This window comes from Glycomyces sp. TRM65418, assembly GCF_019710475.1.
Taxonomy (GTDB): Bacteria; Actinomycetota; Actinomycetes; order Mycobacteriales; family Micromonosporaceae; genus Glycomyces.
In genome coordinates, this window is sequence record NZ_JAJFAX010000007.1 from 123,823 (window position 1) to 141,704 (window position 17,882).

The window sequence follows — 17,882 nt, forward strand, 5'->3', positions numbered from 1 at the left end:
GCGATGAGTGGTGTGTCGCCGCGGCACGGTCGGGGCTGTCACGATGTGACCTATCCTCGCAGCAATCTCGGCTGTTAATTCAGTGAAATCCCACGGGACGAGACAGTAATTTCGCGCCGGTAACACTCGAGTGCACTGCCGTGTCAATGGAGGCACAGGAGGTTCCCGGCACTTCAGGAGCTCTCGGACAACTGGAGTGAAGGCTGCGATGAGCCGTCGTTCAGCCAGTGGAATTCCGCTGACAAAAGTGAATCGAAATTCTGAACGGACCATTGCCTTCGAATGAATCGATCCGGGCGCCGTTGGCCACGACGCCGCTTAGGGCATGGCCTTGCCGCGAAGGCCCACCGAGCGGCGCTTGATCTGGGCGCGCTTGGCGAGGGCCACCGCGGCGGGCGTGGCGATCGCGACGAGGCCGCCGAGCCACAGGCCCGCGCGGGCCCCGAATCCCTCCATGAACCAGCCGACCAGCGGCGCGAAGACCGCCGTGGAGCCGAGGAACACGAGCATGTACAGGCTCAGCACGCGGCCGCGGTAGTCGCCGCGGACGCCCATCTGGATGCGCTGGTTGGCCGCCTGCGAGTAGTAGATCATCGCGAAGCCGGTGGGCGCGGCGAGCGCCATCGCCGACCAGAGGCCGGGGGCGAGGCCGATGAGGAGGGTGCCGACGCCGAGCAGGGCCGAGGAGGTGAGCATCGTGGCCAGGCTGGGACGTCCCGAGCGGCGGCCCGAGGCGAGCGCGCCGGCGAGCGCGCCGACCGCGAGGGCGGTCAGGAGCAGGCCGTAGCTGTCGGCGCCGGTGTCGAACTCGGTGCGGGCGAGCATCGAGAGCGTCAGCGCGAAGTTGAAGGTGAAGCCGGAGACGAGGAGGGCGACGACGAGGACGGCGATGAGGTCGGGCCGGGCGGCGGTGTAGCGCAGGGCCTCGCGGATGCCGCCGGCGTCGGCGTGGCGGCGCACCGGGTTGGAGAGGCTGCGGCGCAGGAGGATCGCGCAGGACAGGGCGGGGCCGAGGAAGACCACGGCGCACATGGCGATGACGGCGCCGGTGGAGGTGACGGCGATGAGGACGCCCGCGATGGCGGGGCCGGCGATGCGGCTGGTGTTGAAGATGGCGCTGCCGAGGCTGACGGCGTTGGGAAGCGCCTCGCGGTCGACGAGCTCGGAGTAGAAGGCCTGGCGGGCGGGGCCTTCGACGACCGCGACGGAGCCGAAGGCGAACATGCCGACGTAGACCATCCAGAGCTCGATGTGCCCGGTGAGGACGACGGCGGCGAGGCAGGCGGTCACGGTGGCCGAGCCGAGGGAGCAGAGGAGGAGGATGCGGCGCTTGTCGAAGCTGTCGGCGATCTGGCCGCCCTGGAGTCCGAAGAGGAGGTAGGGACCGAACTGGAGCGCGAGGGTCCAGCCGAGGGCGGTGCCGGAGTTCCCGGAGAGCTCGAGGACGAGCCAGCTGATGGCGGTCGTCTGGAGCCAGAACGCGAGGGTGCCCACGAGCTGCCCGGCGGCGTACACGCGGAAGCCGGGGTAGGTGAGCGCACGGAACGTGCGGCGCAGCTGACTGATGATGACCGGAGACATGACCCCCAATGATATTTACTTACCGGTCGGCTAGCCAGTAATTATGACGGACTTCTCGCCCCGCGTCGACGCACGGCACCACGGCGTCGTCGGACCCGCGCGCCATCGTTGAAACGGGGACTCCGAAACCCGACGCGCTTGCGCCCGACCCGTTCTCGGCGCTCCCCCGACGCATCCGCCGCGGACGACGAAGCGGGGCGGGTCCGAAGACCCGCCCCGCCGCTGCGGCCTTGCCGGCGCGCTAGTCCTTCCCCGCAGTGCCGAACAGGACGTCGTCCCAGCCCGGCAGCTGGTTGCGCGGCTTCGAGCCGGCCGCGGCGAGCGGCTGGCTGTTCATGTCGTCTTCGGCGGCCGAGCGCTTGCCCGGGCGCAGTACCGCGAGCGAGGGCACCTCCGGCGTCTCGCGCTGCTCCTGCGAGGACGTGCCCGGCAGGCCCAGCTGCGACGTCCGCTTCCCGCGGCCCTGCATGTCGTCGAGCGGACGCTCCAAGACCTCGCGCAGGCGGTCGCGCCGAAGCGGGTCCGGCCGAGACGAATCGTCCTCCCGGTCGCGCAGCCCGTGCATCGGGTCACGCGAGGGCCGCACCGGATCGCCCGGGCGCATCCCCAGTTCGGACACCGAGTCCTGGGCGCCGGGGACCTGCTGCGGCAGCGGCGTCGAGAGGAACTGCGCCATCTCGTCGTCCGGCGTCACCGTCTGGCGGACCCGGTCGAGCTTCCAACGCGCCCTGGCGGTCGTCTTGCCCGAGGACCACGAGGCCTGCACGAGCCACGAGCCGTCCTCGGTGCGCCAGGCGTCCCACGAGACCGCCTCGGGATCCACGCCGTGCGACCCGAGCTTGACGTCCACCACATTGGACATGCGTTCGCCGCGTTCCGAGGTCGCCAGGCGCGAGCGGCGAGCCGCCTGGGCGAGCATCGCGCGCTCCTGGAGGACCGGCCCGGCGTAGCGCAGGACCCGGTCGACCGCGACCTGCGCGGACGCGGCGATGTCCTCGGCGCTCTCGCCGGAACGGATGCGGGTCTGGATGTCGCGCGGGGACAGGTTGACGGCGGCGGGACGCTGCGGAGCCGGGCGTCGAGACGCCTCGGACTTGCTTTGCGCGGCTTCGTTCTTCGCGCGGAGGGCCTTGCCGCCCTCGGGGACGTCGACGACGGCCGCGACGCGTTCATCGATGGGAAGCGCCAGGAGCCGCCCGAGTTCGTCGGCGAGCACCAGCGCATGACCGTCCTCAGAGAGGGCTACGAACCGTACCGGCCTCATGCCTTCCACCCCTCGCGTGTCTCCGTCAGCGCCGCATCGCCAGTTCATCCGAGCGTACGCCCAACCCTACCGGCGGACCACAACCGGCGGGGTGCCGATAACGGATCGCCTTCGCACGAAGGCTCGCCGCGGCGCCATGCCCCCGTCCGCGGTGACGCGACATGCGCTCATGTCGGCGTGACCGATTGTCGCGGGGACTGACGCAGCGTACATTGGCAGCGTGTCCACCGACGGAACTTCCCAGCCTCCGGCCGCGTCCGGCTCGTCGGCGACCCCGCGCGAGGCGTACAAGCGGGTGAAGAAGACCCCCGAGCTGCCGGCCCCCCGGGCGGTGCAGATGCGGATGACGCCGATCGCCGCGGGCGGCACTCTGTTGTGGACGGTCGCGCTGATCTTGACCCAAGTGTTCCGCGACCAACTCGCGGCCTCGGACCGCGAGTGGTGGGCCGCTTGCGCGTTGACGGGCGTGCTCCTGGGACTCCTCGGCACCGCCGCGATGGCGGTGGCCGACAAGCGCCACTTCGGGCGAGTGCGGGGAACCCGGAGCTGACGGGCGGCGATCGCCCGGCGTGCAAGGCGGTCCCTGAAAAAGCGGTCCCTGAGGTCGGTGCGGCGCGGATTCGCGGCGGGAATCACATTCGCCTGCGGCGACGCGCGGTCAGAGGAGTTCGGAGCCCTCGTCGTCGTAGATGATCTCGGACTTGTCGACGCCCTGGGGGGTGGTGTCGACGAACTCGCTGATCTGGGAGTGCGCGCCGCAGCCGTGGTCGGCGGAGACGACGCGGGCGTCCTCCGAGGAGTACAGGTTCGCGCACGCGCCGAACGCCTGGCGCATCGAGCCGGCCAACGGCAGGAAGAACCCGCAGGTGCCGCAGCGCGCCGAGGCCGGAGCGGCCTCCGCGATCGGCGCGTTCGGGCCCCGGTCGCCTTCGTACCAGCGCTGCGCGACCTCGGCGCGGCCTTCGCGGTTGAGCACGCGCTCGCGCCCGAGGCCCAGCTCGTAGGCGATGTCCTCGACCGCGTCGTCGTCCGAGAGCGTGTAGGCGGGCATGAGGCGGTCGTCGTCGTCCTCGGTCGGCAGCACCTCGCCGGTCCCGACCTCGCCGCCCTGGAGCCGCTCGGCCCACGGCACCCACGGCGGCGGACGCAGGGCGTCCGGCCCGGGCAGGAGCGCGGTCTCGGAGACCGTCGCCGCGCGGGCGCGCGGAGCGCGGGTGAGCACGACGGCCCAGCGCCAGCCGCGGTAACCGGCGAGGGTGCAGTCGAAGTAGTGGGTGACGACCCGGTCGGTCTCGGCTTCGACGCTCAGGTGCTCGCCGATCCCCTCACCGGCCTCCTCGGCGGCCTCGCGGGCGAGGTCGACGGCATCGGCGAGGGCCCGGTCCAGGCGCGGTTTGCGGGTCCGGGTCTTGGCGGCAGTGGTAGAGCTGTCAGGCACGCCTTCAAGCATAGGCCAGCTCGCAGCGGCGCCCGGCGGACGGTGCACCGGGTGAGAAGCGGGCTTCACCACACTTTTCCGCTGAGGGGCCGCGAATGTCGCTCCCCGGGCAGAGCGATGCGGCCGCATGCCGATCGGCGGCCCGTGCGTTTCGCGGAGACCGGCACGGGTTCCGACGGCGCCCTGCCGAACACCGCCTTCGCTCGGCTCGGGACGCGAACGCCTGCAGTCCGCGTCGCCGCGCCGCGGGGCGTCCGGTGCGTGTGGCGCCGCCGCGACACCGTTGCGGGCCGGGCGGCCCCTCCGGACGCGCCCGGCGCGCGCCGCTGCGAGGCATTCACCACCCTGGTCGCAGCGGCCGTCGGCACTGGCCGCCCGGTAGGTTTGACGGCATGCGAATTCTCGTCGTGTGCGCGGTCGCCGAGGAGGCTCAGGCCGTCGAGGCCGGCCGCTCGCTCCGCCACGAGCTGGACATCCTCGTCTGCGGGGTCGGTCCGGCCGCCGCCGCGGCCTCCACCGCCCGGACCATCGCCGAGAACAGCCACATGGGCCGCGCCTACGACGTGGTCGTGAACGCCGGCATCTGCGGCGCGTTCCGCGGCCGGGCCCGGATCGGCGACCTGCTCATCGGCACCGACTCGGTCGCCGCCGAACTCGGCGTCGCACTCCCCTGGCGCTTCCAGCCCATCGACGAGATCGGCTTCGGCACCAACCGCATCGGCTGCAACACCGTGCTGACCGTCGCCGTCGAGGGCGTGCGCGGCGAGATCCTCACCCTCGCCTCGATCACCGGCTCCGACGGACTCGCCGCGAACCTCGCCCACCGCTACCCCGAGGCGATCGGGGAGGCCATGGAGGGCTTCGGCGTCGCCACCGCCGCGCAGCAGGCGGGCCTGCCGTTCGCCGAGATCCGCGGCGTCTCCAACTACGTCGGCGACCGCGACGTCGAGCAATGGGACTGGGGCGCGGCCCTCAAGACCTTGACCACCGGGATCCGGGAGCTGTAGGGCATGAACGCGACGAACCCCGCGACCGCACCGGCCGGCGCGCTGCACCTGGCGCACTCGCCCTGTCCGAACGACACCTTCATCTACCACGCGTGGACCTCGGGCCTCATCGAAGGCGCTCCGGACGTCCGGCTGACGTTCGCCGACATCGACGTCACCAACACCGCGTGCGCACGAGGCGAATTCGACGTCGCGAAGGTCTCGTACGCGGCCCTGCCGTATCTCGGCGAGGAGTGGCGGCTGCTGCCCGCGGGCGGCGCGCTCGGGCGCGGGTGCGGGCCGCTCGTCCTCACCGGCGGCGGAGGCCTCGCGGGCGGCCTGGCCGGGAGGCGCGTGGCCGTCCCCTCGGACCGCAGCACCGCCTTCATGCTGTTCAACCTGTGGCTGCGCGACCTCGGCGAACCCGAGGTGTCGTGGGAGGTCGTGCCGTTCGACCAGATCATGCCAGCGGTGCGGGACGGCCGCTTCGACGCCGGGCTCGTGATCCACGAGGCCCGCTTCACCTACGGCGAGTACGGCCTCGAAAGCCTGGTCGACCTCGGCGAGTGGTGGGAGGGGAGCACCGGCTGCCCGATCCCCCTCGGCGCGATCGTGGCGAAGTCGCATCTGGACACCGACGCCGTCGCCGATGCGATCCGGGCCTCGCTCGACTACGCGTGGGCGCACCCCGAGGCCAGCCGCGCCTACGTGGCCGAGCACGCACAGGAGATGTCGGAAGACGTGTGCCGCATGCACATCGAGTTGTACGTCAACGAGTTCTCGCGGGACCTGGGCGCCGAGGGCCGCATGGCGGTCGAACGGCTGCTCGGCGGCGCGGCCGAGCTCGGGCTCGTCCCCGAGCTCACGATGGCGATCCCGTAGGGGCGCCGCCCTCGGCATGGGCCCGGGGCGACGCTGGGGCGGGCCGTGACGGCGCGCGGCTCGTGACATCGGGTGACCGGCGGGTCCCACGGGTCCGGTACGCCTCTGAGCGGCAGTGCGTGGTGACGCCGTCACCCGGGCGATCCGAGTCGTTCATCCCATGTCACGCTAGGCTTGACGGACTCAGCATTTCCCAGCAGACGAGAAGTTCGAGGTTCAGCGGTGCCCAGTGGTCGAGTGAAATGGTTCGACGCCGAGAAGGGATTCGGATTCGTCTCCCGCGACGACGGCGGCAAGGACGTCTTCGTGCACCGCGACGCGCTCCCCGAGGGCGTCGAAGAACTCGCCAAGGGAACGAAGGTCGAGTACAGCATCATCGACACCCGGCGCGGGGTCCAGGCGATGGGCCTGCACGTCGTGGCCGCCCCGCAGCTGGGCGCGGCCGTCGCGGTCGAGACGCCGAAGCGCTCGCCTGAGGAGCTCAACAGCCTCCTGCAGGACATGATCGGCGTCCTGGAGCAGCAGATCATGCCGCCGCTGTCCCGCGGCCGCCGCCCTGACCGCAAGACCGGAGCGAAGATCGCCGAAATGCTCCGGGCCGTCGCCGCCGACCTCGAATAGACCGAGAGGGCGCTCGGGAGGAAGGTTCGATCCGGCGGACTCCTGGAGTTCCCGGACGGAAGCCGGGACGCGGGCACGGCAGCGCCAGGCGGGCTTCCGGTGTGAGAGCGGCCGGGCGAACCTCCGGCGCGGGGGAGTCCGGCGACTCACGTCCGGGGGAACGCTTCGATCACTCGATGTCGCCCCCCTGGGGCAGGTCGTCGACCGGGGGAGCAACGGTTGGAACACATCCGGAATGACCTAGGGAAACGGACCGACGCGCGTGGCGGGATAGGCTCTCTGAGGTGACCTCCCAGGCTCAGGCGACTCCCCGCACGACCGCATCCGCCGACCGCGTCGAAACCCGTGGCGTCGGCCCTTCGGCCGACAGTGCCGGGGCCCCCACCGACCGCGTCAGCGCACCGGCCGGCGATCGCGGCACGCCGACCGGCGGCGCCCCAGGTCCGGCCGACGGCTTCGACGCTTCGACCGAGCGCGCGCAGGGCCCCGGCGACCGGGTCGGCGCATTGCTCGACCGGCTCGCCTCGCTGCCCTCGCTCATGGTGGCCTTCTCCGGCGGCGCCGACTCGGCCTTCCTTCTCGCCGCCGCCGTCCGGGCGCTCGGCCCCGAGCGGGTCGAGGCGGCCACCGCCGTCTCGCCGTCGCTGCCGCGCGTCGAACTCGACCGCGCCCTGGACTTCGCCCGCGACCTGGGCGTCGTGCACCACGCGCCGCCCACCGACGAGCTCGCCCGCGAGGGCTACCGCGCCAACGCCGGCGATCGCTGCTTCTTCTGCAAGACCGAGCTCATGAGCGTCGTCGGTCCGCTCGCCGCCGACCGCGGCATCGCCGCGGTCGCGACCGGCACCAACGCCGATGACCTCCGCGCGGGGTTCCGACCCGGCATCCGCGCCGCCGCGAACGCGGGCGCGATCACGCCCCTGGCCGACGCCGGGCTCAGCAAGGCCGAGATCCGCGCCGCGTCCAAGACCTGGGGCCTCCCCACGTGGGACAAGCCGGCCGCCGCCTGCCTGGCGAGCCGGATCGCCTACGGCACCGAGGTCACCGCCGCGGGGCTGCAACGGGTCGCCGACGCCGAGCACGCCCTGCGCGGCGCGCTCGCCGACGCCGGGATCCCGGCGCGGAACCTCCGCGTGCGGGACATGGGCGACGACGTCGCGAAGGTCGAGATCGACGCCGAATACGTGGAAGCCGTGGCCGAGCGGCCCGAGGTGCTCGCCGCCGTAGCGGGCTTCGCCGCGGTACGGCTCGACGAGCGGGGCTTCAGGTCCGGTGCGATGAACGAGCTGCTGCCCGATCCCGAGCGCTATCGCTGAGTGCGGCGGCCACGCGCCCGGGCCTTCGCAGGACTCGGCTCAGGGGCGGCGCCCCGGGAAGGACCCGGTCCCCGAAGCGGTATCCCGGACGAGGCAGGGCCTCCGCGCAGCCGTGGCGCCCCGAAGCGTCTCGGCGCGACGCCCGGTGCCGGTTGCGAGTGCCCGGTGAGACTGGCGGTGATCGTCAGTGGAGGATGAGCCCGAAAGCCTCACCGGGTCCATAACCCCTCGGGAACCCCTCATTCCCCGAGGTCTCCACCGTGGGACACGAGTCTGAGCGCGTCCTGAAGCAACCCTGGCAATTCCCTGATACAGGGGTGTTCGTCTCATAGCGGACAGTGGGCTCGGTTCACGTCCCTCGGCACCCGAACCATCCCCAATCGACACGTCCTTTCTCCGAACTGGACGGCGCAGCGGTTTCGCCGCCGTCAGGTCCCCCGTGCCCGGGGACGGACTCGGGTCGGAACCGGGACACGCGCAGACGCACTGCCGCGTCCCGAGAGACGCGTCCGCCACCGGCTGCCGCCGAAGTGGCGTGGAGGCCGCACGGCGTTCCCAAGGAGCCGTGTAGAACAGTCCTGTGGAGGTTTCGGGGTGCGCCAGCGCCTATCAGCCCGGCTGTTCCGCCGCCTGCGGCGCGCCGCTCGCCGCCTCCTGCAATCCCGGCGGCCCCTGCAACTCCTGCTCAGCGGCCTGCGGCGGCGCGACCGATCCGGGGCCGTTTCATTCGCTCGCCTTGGCGCTCTTCGGCTTCGGGCGGCTGGGGCCGGAGCGGCTGGTGCTCGCGCGGGAGCGGCATCGGGCCGGGCCTCGCCGACTGGGTCTGCGGCTCATCGCCTGCTACCGGCGTCGGCTCTCGCCTCGCGTCCAGGTCCAGTGCCGGTTCACGCCGACCTGCTCGGGCTACGGGTATCGGGCCGTGTCGCGCTACGGCCTGTGGGTCGGCGGGCGCTTGGCGCTGGGGCGGGTCCTGCGCTGCCGCCCGGGGGTGACACCCGGCACCCATGATGCGGTGCCCACGCCGTGAGCCGCCCGTTAAAATCCAGCCCATGAGCGACTCGAACCTCGACAGCCGGCAGTCCGACCTCGCGTCGGACGGCGACCGCGAAGCGACCCGCAGCCGACCCGTGAAGCCCGGCCACCTGGAGGTCGGTGAGTTCACCTCCGGTCACATCGGCGCCTCCTCCCCGTTCGGCACCTCCGCCTTCCCGCTCCCGGTCAAGCAGCTCTACTACGAGCCGTCGAAGCCGACCGCCCGCCGCATGCTGGAGGACGAGCGCCACTAGGCCCTTCGCTCGATCGGCAACGACTTGCCGAGGCATTGTAAGAAAATTTCATCGGTGGTATGTTCTTGCGCACACGGGGTGCGCGTCTCTGCGTGTGCTCGACCACTGCGGCGTCCGCGCCCCGTCCCCCGTCAACCCCGGAGGATGAAGCGCAATGCCGCGTACCGCCCGCATCGCGGCGGGAGTGCTGGGCTCGGCCCTGGCACTCACCGCCTGCACGACCCCCGACCGGCCCCCGTCCGACGACGGCTCGTGGAGCGACGAGCCGACCGACACCGAACTGGCCGCCCTCGCCCAGAGCGGAGCCGAGGCCGACGAGGCCGAGCAGTTCTACTTCGTCATGACCGACCGCTTCGCCGACGGCGACGCGTCGAACGACACCGGCGACCTCGAAGGCGACGCCCTGACCACCGGTTACGACCCGACCCGGCGGATGTTCTACCAGGGCGGCGACCTCGCCGGGGTCGAGCAGCGGCTCGACTACATCGAGGGGCTCGGCACGACCGCGATCTGGCTGACCCCGGTCGTCGTCAACCAGCCCGTGCAGATCAGCGAGACCTGGACCGGCGCCGGCTACCACGGCTACTGGGGCACCGACTTCACCGCGGTCGACCCCCACCTGGGGGACGACGCCGAGCTCCAGAGCCTCATCGACGCCGCGCACGACCGCGGGATCGAGATCTACCTCGACGTCGTCGTGAACCACACCGCCGACGTCATCGAGTACGCCGAGGGCTCCAACGCCTACGCGGACAAGGAGGACTCGCCGTACACGGACGCCGACGGGCGTCCGTTCGAGGACGCGAACTACGCCACCGCCGAGGAGTTCCCCGAGGTCGCGGCCGACTCCTCGGCTTACACGCCGGTGCTCGAAGCGGGCGAGGAGGAGGTCAAGTCCCCCGCCTGGCTCAACGATCCGACGATGTACCACAACCGCGGCGACTCGACCTACACCGGCGAGTCCTCCACCTACGGCGACTTCTCCGGGCTGGACGACCTGTGGACCGAGCGCCCCGAGGTCGTGGACGGCTGGATCGACGTCTACGCGGACTGGATCGCCGAGTCGGGGGTCGACGGTTTCCGCCTCGACACCGTGAAGCACGTCAATCTGGAATTCTGGCCGCAATTTCTTGCAGGGATCCGCGAGGCCGCCGACGCGAAGGGCATCGACTTCTTCGCCTTCGGCGAGGTCTACTCCGGCGACCCCGCGTACACGAGCTCGTTCGTGCGCCGGGCCGAGCTGGACGCGGTGCTCGACTTCGGCTTCCACGGCGCGGCCAACGGCTTCGCCACCGGCTCGTCCGGCGCCGAAGGCCTCGCCCAGCTCTACGCTTCCGACGCCCTGTTCACCGCGCCGGGCACCGACGCCCTCGCGATGCCCACGTTCGTCTCGAACCACGACGTCGGCCGCGTCGGCCGCACCATCGTCGAGACCACCGACGAGGCGACCTGGACCGACCGGGCGGTCCTGGCCCACGAGCTGATGTTCCTCACCCGCGGCCAGCCGGTCGTCTACTACGGCGACGAGCAGGGCTTCACCGGCTCGGGCGGCGACGACCACTCGCGCCAGACCATGTTCGCCTCGCAGGTCGAGGAGTACCTCGACGACGAGCTGATCGGCACCGACGCCACCCACGCCGACGACCGCTACGACACCGGGCACCCGGTCTACCGGGCCATCGCCGATCTCGCGCAGCTGCGCGAGGAGCACCCGGCCCTCGCGAACGGCGTCCAGGTGACCCGCTCGGCCGAGAACGGCGTCTTCGCATTCTCCCGGATCGCGGACGCCGAGGGCGTCGAATACCTGGTGGCCGTCTCGAACGCCGAGAGCCCGCAGACCGTCGCCGTCGAGACGTACTCCGACACGTTCACCTCGGTCTACGGCGAGGGGTCGATCGAGGCCGCCGACGGGACCGCCTCGATCACCGTCCCGCCGCTCTCCGCGGTCGTGTTCCGCTCCGACGGCCCGGTCGCGGCCGCTGAGGCCCCGTCGGTCTCGCTCACGGTCGACCCCGAATCCGCCACCACCGCCCACGTCTCGGCGGCGGTGAGCGGCGACCCGCTCGCGCGCGTCGCGTTCGCGGCGTCCGTGGACGGCGGGCCCTGGACCTACGTCGGCACCTCGCCCGGCCCCGACCACCGCATCGCCTACGACCTCGACGGGCTCGCGGGAGACCAGACCGTCGAGTTCAAGGCCGCGGTCCTCGACCGGGAGGGCCGCACCGCCTCCGCGAAGGCCGCCACCGCCGTCGCCACCCCCGACCGGGCGGGCGGCTCGCCCGGCTGGGCCAACGTCCACTACGACGGCGACCCCGAGCGGTGGGGCCTGTACGTGTGGGGCGACGTGGCCGAGGAGGCCCAGACCACCTGGCCCGAGTCGAACGCCTTCGCGGGCCGCGACTCCTACGGCTCCTTCGCGTCCGTCAAGCTCGCCGAGGACGCCGCCTCGGTCGGCTACCTGGTGATCGATGAGGACGGCGACAAGGACTACGGCTCCGACCGGACCTTCGATCCCGCCGCCACGCCCGAGATCTGGCTCAGCGCCGGGACCGGCGACGTCGCCCATTCGCTGGCCGAGGCCAACGGGTACGTCACCGTCCACGCCCCGGATGAGGGCGCCGACTGGGGCCTGCACCTGTGGGGCGACGCCCTCGCCGAGGGCGTCGCGACCGACTGGGCCGCACCGCGAGCGCCCGACGGCACCGACGACTGGGGCCGCTACTGGCACGTGCCCGTCGACGACGTGGACGCCGAGATGGGCGTGATCGTCCACTCCGGGGACACGAAGCTCCACGAGTCCGACATCGTCGCCAAGCCCTCGGCGCTCGGCGAGGTCTGGGTGACCGCCACCGGGGCGCACGCCTCACAGGCCGCCGCCGACGGCAAGGCCGTCCTCCACTACCAGCGCCCGGACGGCGACCTCGACGGCTGGACGCTCCACACCTGGGAGGGCGCGGCGGACCCGACCGACTGGAACGCCGGGCTCCAGCCCGTGCGCACCGACGCCTACGGCCTCGTCTTCGAGGTCGAGCTCGCCGAAGGCGCCCAAGGGCTCTCGTACATCGTCCACCGCGGCGACGAGAAGGACCTCCCGACCGACCAGCGGCTCGACTTCGCCGAGTACGGCCACGAAGTGTGGATCACCGCCGCCACGCCGGGCTACGTCCGCCCGGCCGGGGCCTCCACCACCCGCGGCGCGGACCTCGATCCGGCCCGGGAGCAGGCGGTCTGGCTCGACGCCGACACGATCGCGCTCGATGCGGACGCCACCGACGGGAAGGTCTTCGAGCTGCTCGCCGGCGCGGACGGCTCGATCGCGGTCGAGGACGGGGCCCTCACGGGGGACTTCGCCACGATCGGGCTCACGGCCGCCGGCGGCCTGACCGAGGCGCAGCGCCGGGCGTGGCCGCAGTACTGGGACTACCGGGCGTTCACCGTGGACGCCGATGCCGACGCGATCCGGGAGGCCCTGCGCGGGCAGCTCGTGGCCGTCGAGCGCGACCACACCGGGACCGCCTGGTACGCCACGGGCGTGCAGACCGCCGGGGCGCTCGACGCGTACTACTCGGCGGCGCTCGACGCCGACCTGGGCGTGACCTGGAAGGGGAAGAGGCCGCATCTGGCGCTGTGGGCGCCCACGGCGCGGTCGGTGAGCCTGGAGCTGTACGACTCGCCCGCCGACACGTCGCCTTCGGTGCACGAGATGGCCTTCTCCGAGCGCACCGGCGTGTGGTCGGTGAAGGGCGAGAAGGACTGGGACCGCAAGTACTACCGGTTCGCGCTGGAGGTGTGGCATCCCGCGTCGCAGTCGGTCGAGTCGTATGCGGTGACCGACCCGTACTCGGTGTCGCTGGCGGCCGATTCGACGCATTCGCAGATCGTGGACCTGGACGCCGCGGACCTGAAGCCGGAGGGCTGGGACGGCGAGGCCGCGCCCGCCGAGGTCGATCCGGCCGCGGCCCAGGTATGGGAGGTCCACGTCAGGGACTTCTCGATCGCGGACGCGTCCATGGACGAGTCGCTGCGGGGCGCCTATGCGGCGTTCACGCAGGAGGACGCCGTGTCAGTGCGGCACCTGGCGGAGCTGGCCGAGGCCGGACTCACCCACGTGCACCTGCTGCCGACGTTCGACATCGCCTCCGTCCCCGAAGCGGATCAAGCCACTGTGGACTGCGATCTGGAGCTGATGGCGGCGAACTCGTCCGAGCAGCAGGCCTGCGTCGGGGCGGTCCGCGCCGACGACGCCTACAACTGGGGTTACGACCCGCTGCACTTCAACACCCCCGAGGGGTCCTACGCGACCGAGGCCGACGGGGCGCGGCGCATCCTCGAGTACCGCGAGATGGTGCAGGCCCTGCACGGGCTCGGCCTGCGCGTGGTGAACGACGTGGTCTACAACCACACGGCCGCCTCGGGCACCGCCGACCAGTCGGTGCTCGACCGGATCGTGCCCGGCTACTACCACCGGCTCGACGCCGACGGCGAGGTCCACACCTCGACGTGCTGCGCGAACACCGCCACCGAGCGGCCCATGTTCGACAAGTTCATCGTCGAGTCCGCGGTGCTGTGGCAGGACGCCTACCACGTGGACGGCTTCCGCTTCGACCTCATGGGCCACCACCCGAAGTCGAACCTGCTCGCGGTGCAGGCCGCCCTCGACGAGGACGCCCTCCTGTACGGCGAGGGGTGGAACTTCGGCGAGGTCGCGAACGACGCCCTGTTCGAGCAGGCCACGCAGGCGAACATGGCGGGCACCGGCATCGGGACGTTCAACGACCGGATGCGCGACGCCGTGCGCGGCGGCGGCCCGTTCGACGACGACCCGACCGTGCAGGGCTTCGGATCGGGGGCCTGGACGGCGGACAACGACGGCACCGCCACGGACGCGGAGCTCGCCGCGCTCCGGCACGCCCAGGACCTGACGAAGCTCGGCCTGGTCGGCAACCTCGCCGACTACACGTTCACGGCCGCCGACGGGACGGCGACCACCGGCGCCGAACTCGACTACAACGGGACCGGCGCCGGGTACACGGCCCTGCCGGGCGAGGCCGTGAACTACGTGGACGCGCACGACAACGAGATCCTGTTCGACGCCCTCGCCTACAAGCTGGACACCGACACGACCGGGACCGACCGGGCCCGGATGCAGGTGCTGAGCATGGCGACGGCGGTGCTCGGCCAGGGCACCGGGTTCACCACGGCCGGTTCGGAGCTGCTCCGGTCGAAGTCGCTCGACCGCGACTCGTACGACTCCGGCGACTGGTTCAACGCGATCCGCTGGGACTGCGGAGGGACCGACGGCTTCGGGACCTCCAGCAACGGCTTCGGGGCCGGGCTGCCGCCGGCGTGGACGAGCGAGGCGAAGTGGCCCTACGCCGAGGCGGCCGTCGCCGCGGTCGACCGGCCCTCGTGCACCGACATCGCGCTGGCGAACCAGCGGTACCTGGAGCTGCTGGAGATCGCGTCCTCGACCGGCGCGTTCAGTCTCGGCGACGCGGCAGCGGTGGCCGAGCGCGTCTCGTTCCCGCTGTCCGGGCCCGAGGAGACGCCGGGCGTGATCACCATGCGCATCGACCTGGGCGGTCTCGACGACGCCTTCGACACGGTGACCTTGGTGTTCAACGCGAGCCCGGAGGCCGCTGAGCAGACGGTCGGCGAGGCGGCGGGTTCGGGCGCGAGCCTGCACCCGGTGCTCGAGGACTCGGCGGACCCGGCGTTCGCGGACGCCGCCTTCGACGACGCGACGGGGACGTTCACGGTGCCGGCCCGGACGGTGGCGGTGTTCGTGAGTTGACGCGGCCGCGGTCCGCGGGGCTCGGGCGTCGGCGCCCTCGAACCCCGCGGACCGCCCGCGGACGCGAGGCCCGAAACCGTAGCGATTCGCTAACGAATCGGGCCTTGACAGGGCGGGAATACTAGGGATGAGTTTCGGATCCCTGAAACCGGGGCGGGCGCGGCACCTGTCCCGGTTTAACGATTTCTCATGATTCCGGAGGGGGACAGGCGTCGCGGCCGCCGGATACGATCGGTCCATGACGTACCCCCCGCAAGACTCCGCCTCGGCCGGCGACCCGTACGGGCAGCCCCAGCAGGGCCCGCCCCCGCCCGCGGGAGGCTACGCCCCGGGGCAGGTCGGCGGCGAGCCGTACCCGACCTCGCAGATGCCCCCTTCCGGCCACCACCCTTACGCGGGCCAGCCGGACCCGAACCAGCCCCAGGGCCACCCCGGTCAGCCCCAGCCCTACCCGCAGCCCGGATACGACCCGGCCTCCGGCTACCAGCACCCGTACGGCCAGTACGGGCCCCCGCCCGTGCAGGCCACCACCAAGGGCGGCGGCGGCACCACGGCGTTCCTGGTCATCGGCGTCGTCGTGCTCATGGCGATCGGCGCGGTCACCGGGTACTTCCTGCTCGGCGGCGACGACGAGCCCGGCGCGGGGGCCGCGGACGACGACACCACCTCCGAGAACGAGGCCCCCGAGGAAGACGAGGAAGACGGGGAGGAGCCGACCGAGGAGTCGGCGCCGGCCCCCTCGGGCACGCACCTCGAAGTGGCCTCGCTCAGCTCGATCACGCCCATTCCGGGCCCGGAGTGGGAGTACGCGGGCGGGCCCGGCGCCGCCTCCGACCCGCTCGTCGACGCCGAGATCTACACGTTCAACCACACCCCGGAGTGGATCTCCTTCTTCGGCGTCGGCGTCTTCTCCGGCGCCGCCGCCGTCTTCGACCCCGCCGACCTCAACGCCAGCGCCGCGAGCGCGGCGGACGTCTGGCTCGGCGACGGGTTCGCGTCCGTGGAGGGCTACCAGATGAGCGAGATCGCCTACACCGAGGTCGAAGTGGACGGACGTCCCGGCGTGCTCGCCGAGTGGCGCAACTCCTGGACCTCGGCCCCGGAGACCGAGGACCTGTGGGAGGACACCGCGATCCTGGTCGTGGACGTCGACGGCGTGAACGGCTTCATCGGCATCGCGAGCGTCTCCGAGTCGGGCGAGGCGATGTACGACCCGGCCGTCGAGGCGCTCCTGGCGACGGACTTCGACGCCGAGACCGCCTGAAGCTCCGTCAACCGGTCCCGGCCGGAGCGGCGTGCCTCCGGGCCGGACCTCGCGCGAGTTTCGTCCTGACGCTCGCGAGTTCGCACCGGGCGCTGTACTCGGTGTAGACGGCCTCGGCCTCCCGCCACCGGGCGAGCGCGGTCTTGCCGACGCCGCCCATGCCGGTGACGACGGCGAGTCCGGCCGCGCCCTCGGCGTCGTCGAGGAGCCGGTCGAGGGACGCGAGCTGGTCGCCGCGGCCGGTGAAGCGGGTGTTGGCGCGCGGGAGCATCGCGGGGACCGGGCTTCGTCCTCTTTCGCCTTGCAGCGCAGGGTGTCGAGCTCATCGGTGCCGATGCTGAAGCGGTAGGCGCGGCCGACCGTGGCGAGCCGGTCGCGGGCGGCGCCGAGCTTGCGGCGCAGCACGCCGACGGTGTTCTGGACCTGCGTCTCGGGGTCCTGCGGGATGTCGATCCCGTAGACGGCGCGGACGATGTCGCCCAGCGGGACCACGTTGCCGGCCTCGTCGAGCAGGATCGCGAGGACGGTGGCGGCGTTCCCGCGCGGGATCGCCACGGAGACGCCGTCGACCCGGACCTCCAGGGACCCGAGCAGGCGCACGTCGAGCGCTGGCACGTCTTCCGCCTTCAGCCGCACCGGGGCAGGGGGGACATTCAGTGTCCCACAACGGCATCAGTGACGCACGCCTCGAAGCGGCGCCGACATGACCGATCGGTGACCGATCCGTGAGCGAAGCAGCGAGGATGCGTGCCGACCAGCGCCATGAGGAGGCAAGCCGATGAACCGGATCGAGATCCCCGAGGACTACGAGGACCGCCTGGCCGCCGGGCGCCGCGCCGCCGCCCGCCTCCCCGCCGGGCCGATCCGCGACGCGGTGGACGGCGCTCTCGCCGCGGCTCCCGAGCGGGAGCGGTACGAGCGGGCGGCGGCACTCGCCGAGCGCGGCGCGGCGCTGGCGGAGGCATTGGAGGCGGAGGCGTTCGACGGCACCGACTCCGGCCGGGTCGCATGGCTGCGCCTGGACTGCTCGGGGCGGCTGCGGTCGCTGGCGTTGAGCCCGACGATCGACCGCATGAGCAGCCGGGCGGTGGCCGACGCGATCGAGGCGGCGTGGACCGCCGCGGAGGCCGCGCGCTCGGAGCACGTGCTGGGGCTCGAACGCGCGCACGCGGAACTGCTCGCCGCGCGCGTCCCCGATTGGAAGGGCGACGAGCTGCGCGACCGCGTCGCCCGGGCCTCGCACGAGCGCTTCGCGCACGTCACCGAGGACGACCTGTGCGCGGCCGAGGTGAACCTCGAGGGCCGCCTGACCGAGTTCAAGTTCATGGTCCCGAACGCGACCCTCGGCACCGAGTGCGAGGCGCTGGCGGCCCGCGCGGCCGAGACGATCCGGGCGGCCCAGGCCGACGCCGCGGTCCGCCTGGAGGCGGTGCTCGCGCAGCGGTGACCG

At 72.2% G+C, this 17,882-nt stretch carries 14 protein-coding genes; 10 read left to right on the plus strand and 4 right to left on the minus strand.

Features of this window, described 5'->3' with window-relative positions:
* Nucleotides 1-318: 318 nt before the first annotated feature.
* Together K3N28_RS16420 and sepH are read right to left on the minus strand one after the other, a co-directional pair.
* The gene (locus K3N28_RS16420; RefSeq protein WP_228093631.1) at nt 319-1,581 is read right to left on the minus strand and encodes an MFS transporter; all 1,263 of its coding nucleotides are present in this window, start codon (nt 1,579-1,581) and stop codon (nt 319-321) included.
* A 241-nt stretch (nt 1,582-1,822) separates the two neighbouring features.
* Entirely contained in the window at nt 1,823-2,845 is a 1,023-nt protein-coding gene (gene sepH / locus K3N28_RS16425) for a septation protein SepH (protein ID WP_228093633.1), read from the minus strand.
* Nucleotides 2,846-3,065: 220 nt separating this feature from the next.
* Here sepH and K3N28_RS16430 point away from each other — a divergent pair, with 220 nt between their 5' ends.
* A complete protein-coding gene (locus K3N28_RS16430) occupies nt 3,066-3,395 on the plus strand; it encodes a DUF2530 domain-containing protein (protein ID WP_228093635.1) in 330 nt (109 codons plus the stop codon).
* Nucleotides 3,396-3,503: 108 nt separating this feature from the next.
* Here the strand turns inward: K3N28_RS16430 and K3N28_RS16435 are convergent, their stop codons facing one another.
* Nucleotides 3,504-4,283 carry a DUF3027 domain-containing protein gene (locus K3N28_RS16435; protein WP_228093636.1) on the minus strand — a complete coding sequence of 260 codons (780 nt, stop codon included), beginning with the start codon at nt 4,281-4,283 and terminating at the stop codon, nt 3,504-3,506.
* A 392-nt stretch (nt 4,284-4,675) separates the two neighbouring features.
* Here K3N28_RS16435 and mqnB point away from each other — a divergent pair, with 392 nt between their 5' ends.
* From mqnB to K3N28_RS16475, 8 genes are all read left to right on the plus strand, one after another.
* Nucleotides 4,676-5,290 (plus strand): futalosine hydrolase, encoded by a 615-nt coding sequence (mqnB, locus tag K3N28_RS16440; protein ID WP_228093638.1) that lies wholly within the window; start codon nt 4,676-4,678, stop codon nt 5,288-5,290.
* Between the two features lie 42 nt (nt 5,291-5,332).
* Nucleotides 5,333-6,151, plus strand: coding sequence for a 1,4-dihydroxy-6-naphthoate synthase (locus K3N28_RS16445; RefSeq protein WP_374209809.1), 819 nt, complete (start codon nt 5,333-5,335; stop codon nt 6,149-6,151).
* Nucleotides 6,152-6,373: 222 nt separating this feature from the next.
* Nucleotides 6,374-6,772 carry a cold-shock protein gene (locus K3N28_RS23590; protein WP_374209803.1) on the plus strand — a complete coding sequence of 133 codons (399 nt, stop codon included), beginning with the start codon at nt 6,374-6,376 and terminating at the stop codon, nt 6,770-6,772.
* Nucleotides 6,773-7,056: 284 nt separating this feature from the next.
* Complete coding sequence (gene larE / locus K3N28_RS16455) at nt 7,057-8,088, plus strand: ATP-dependent sacrificial sulfur transferase LarE (RefSeq protein WP_228093642.1); 1,032 nt, start codon at nt 7,057-7,059, stop codon at nt 8,086-8,088.
* 580 nt (nt 8,089-8,668) lie between these two features.
* Nucleotides 8,669-9,115, plus strand: a complete 447-nt coding sequence (gene yidD, locus K3N28_RS16460; protein ID WP_228093644.1) for a membrane protein insertion efficiency factor YidD — start codon at nt 8,669-8,671, stop codon at nt 9,113-9,115.
* 22 nt (nt 9,116-9,137) lie between these two features.
* Entirely contained in the window at nt 9,138-9,374 is a 237-nt protein-coding gene (locus tag K3N28_RS16465) for a hypothetical protein (protein ID WP_228093646.1), read from the plus strand.
* Between the two features lie 154 nt (nt 9,375-9,528).
* Complete coding sequence (pulA, locus tag K3N28_RS16470) at nt 9,529-15,168, plus strand: pullulanase-type alpha-1,6-glucosidase (protein ID WP_228093648.1); 5,640 nt, start codon at nt 9,529-9,531, stop codon at nt 15,166-15,168.
* Between the two features lie 238 nt (nt 15,169-15,406).
* On the plus strand, nt 15,407-16,432 hold the full coding sequence (locus tag K3N28_RS16475; protein WP_228093650.1) for a hypothetical protein: 1,026 nt from the start codon (nt 15,407-15,409) through the stop codon (nt 16,430-16,432).
* A 7-nt stretch (nt 16,433-16,439) separates the two neighbouring features.
* On the opposite strand, the gene K3N28_RS16480 is transcribed toward K3N28_RS16475, so the two are convergent.
* Complete coding sequence (locus K3N28_RS16480; protein WP_228093652.1) at nt 16,440-16,703, minus strand: AAA family ATPase; 264 nt, start codon at nt 16,701-16,703, stop codon at nt 16,440-16,442.
* 507 nt (nt 16,704-17,210) lie between these two features.
* Between K3N28_RS16480 and K3N28_RS16485 the strand changes: the two genes are divergently transcribed.
* Nucleotides 17,211-17,879 (plus strand): hypothetical protein, encoded by a 669-nt coding sequence (locus K3N28_RS16485; protein ID WP_228093654.1) that lies wholly within the window; start codon nt 17,211-17,213, stop codon nt 17,877-17,879.
* The last annotated feature ends 3 nt before the right edge of the window (nt 17,880-17,882 follow it).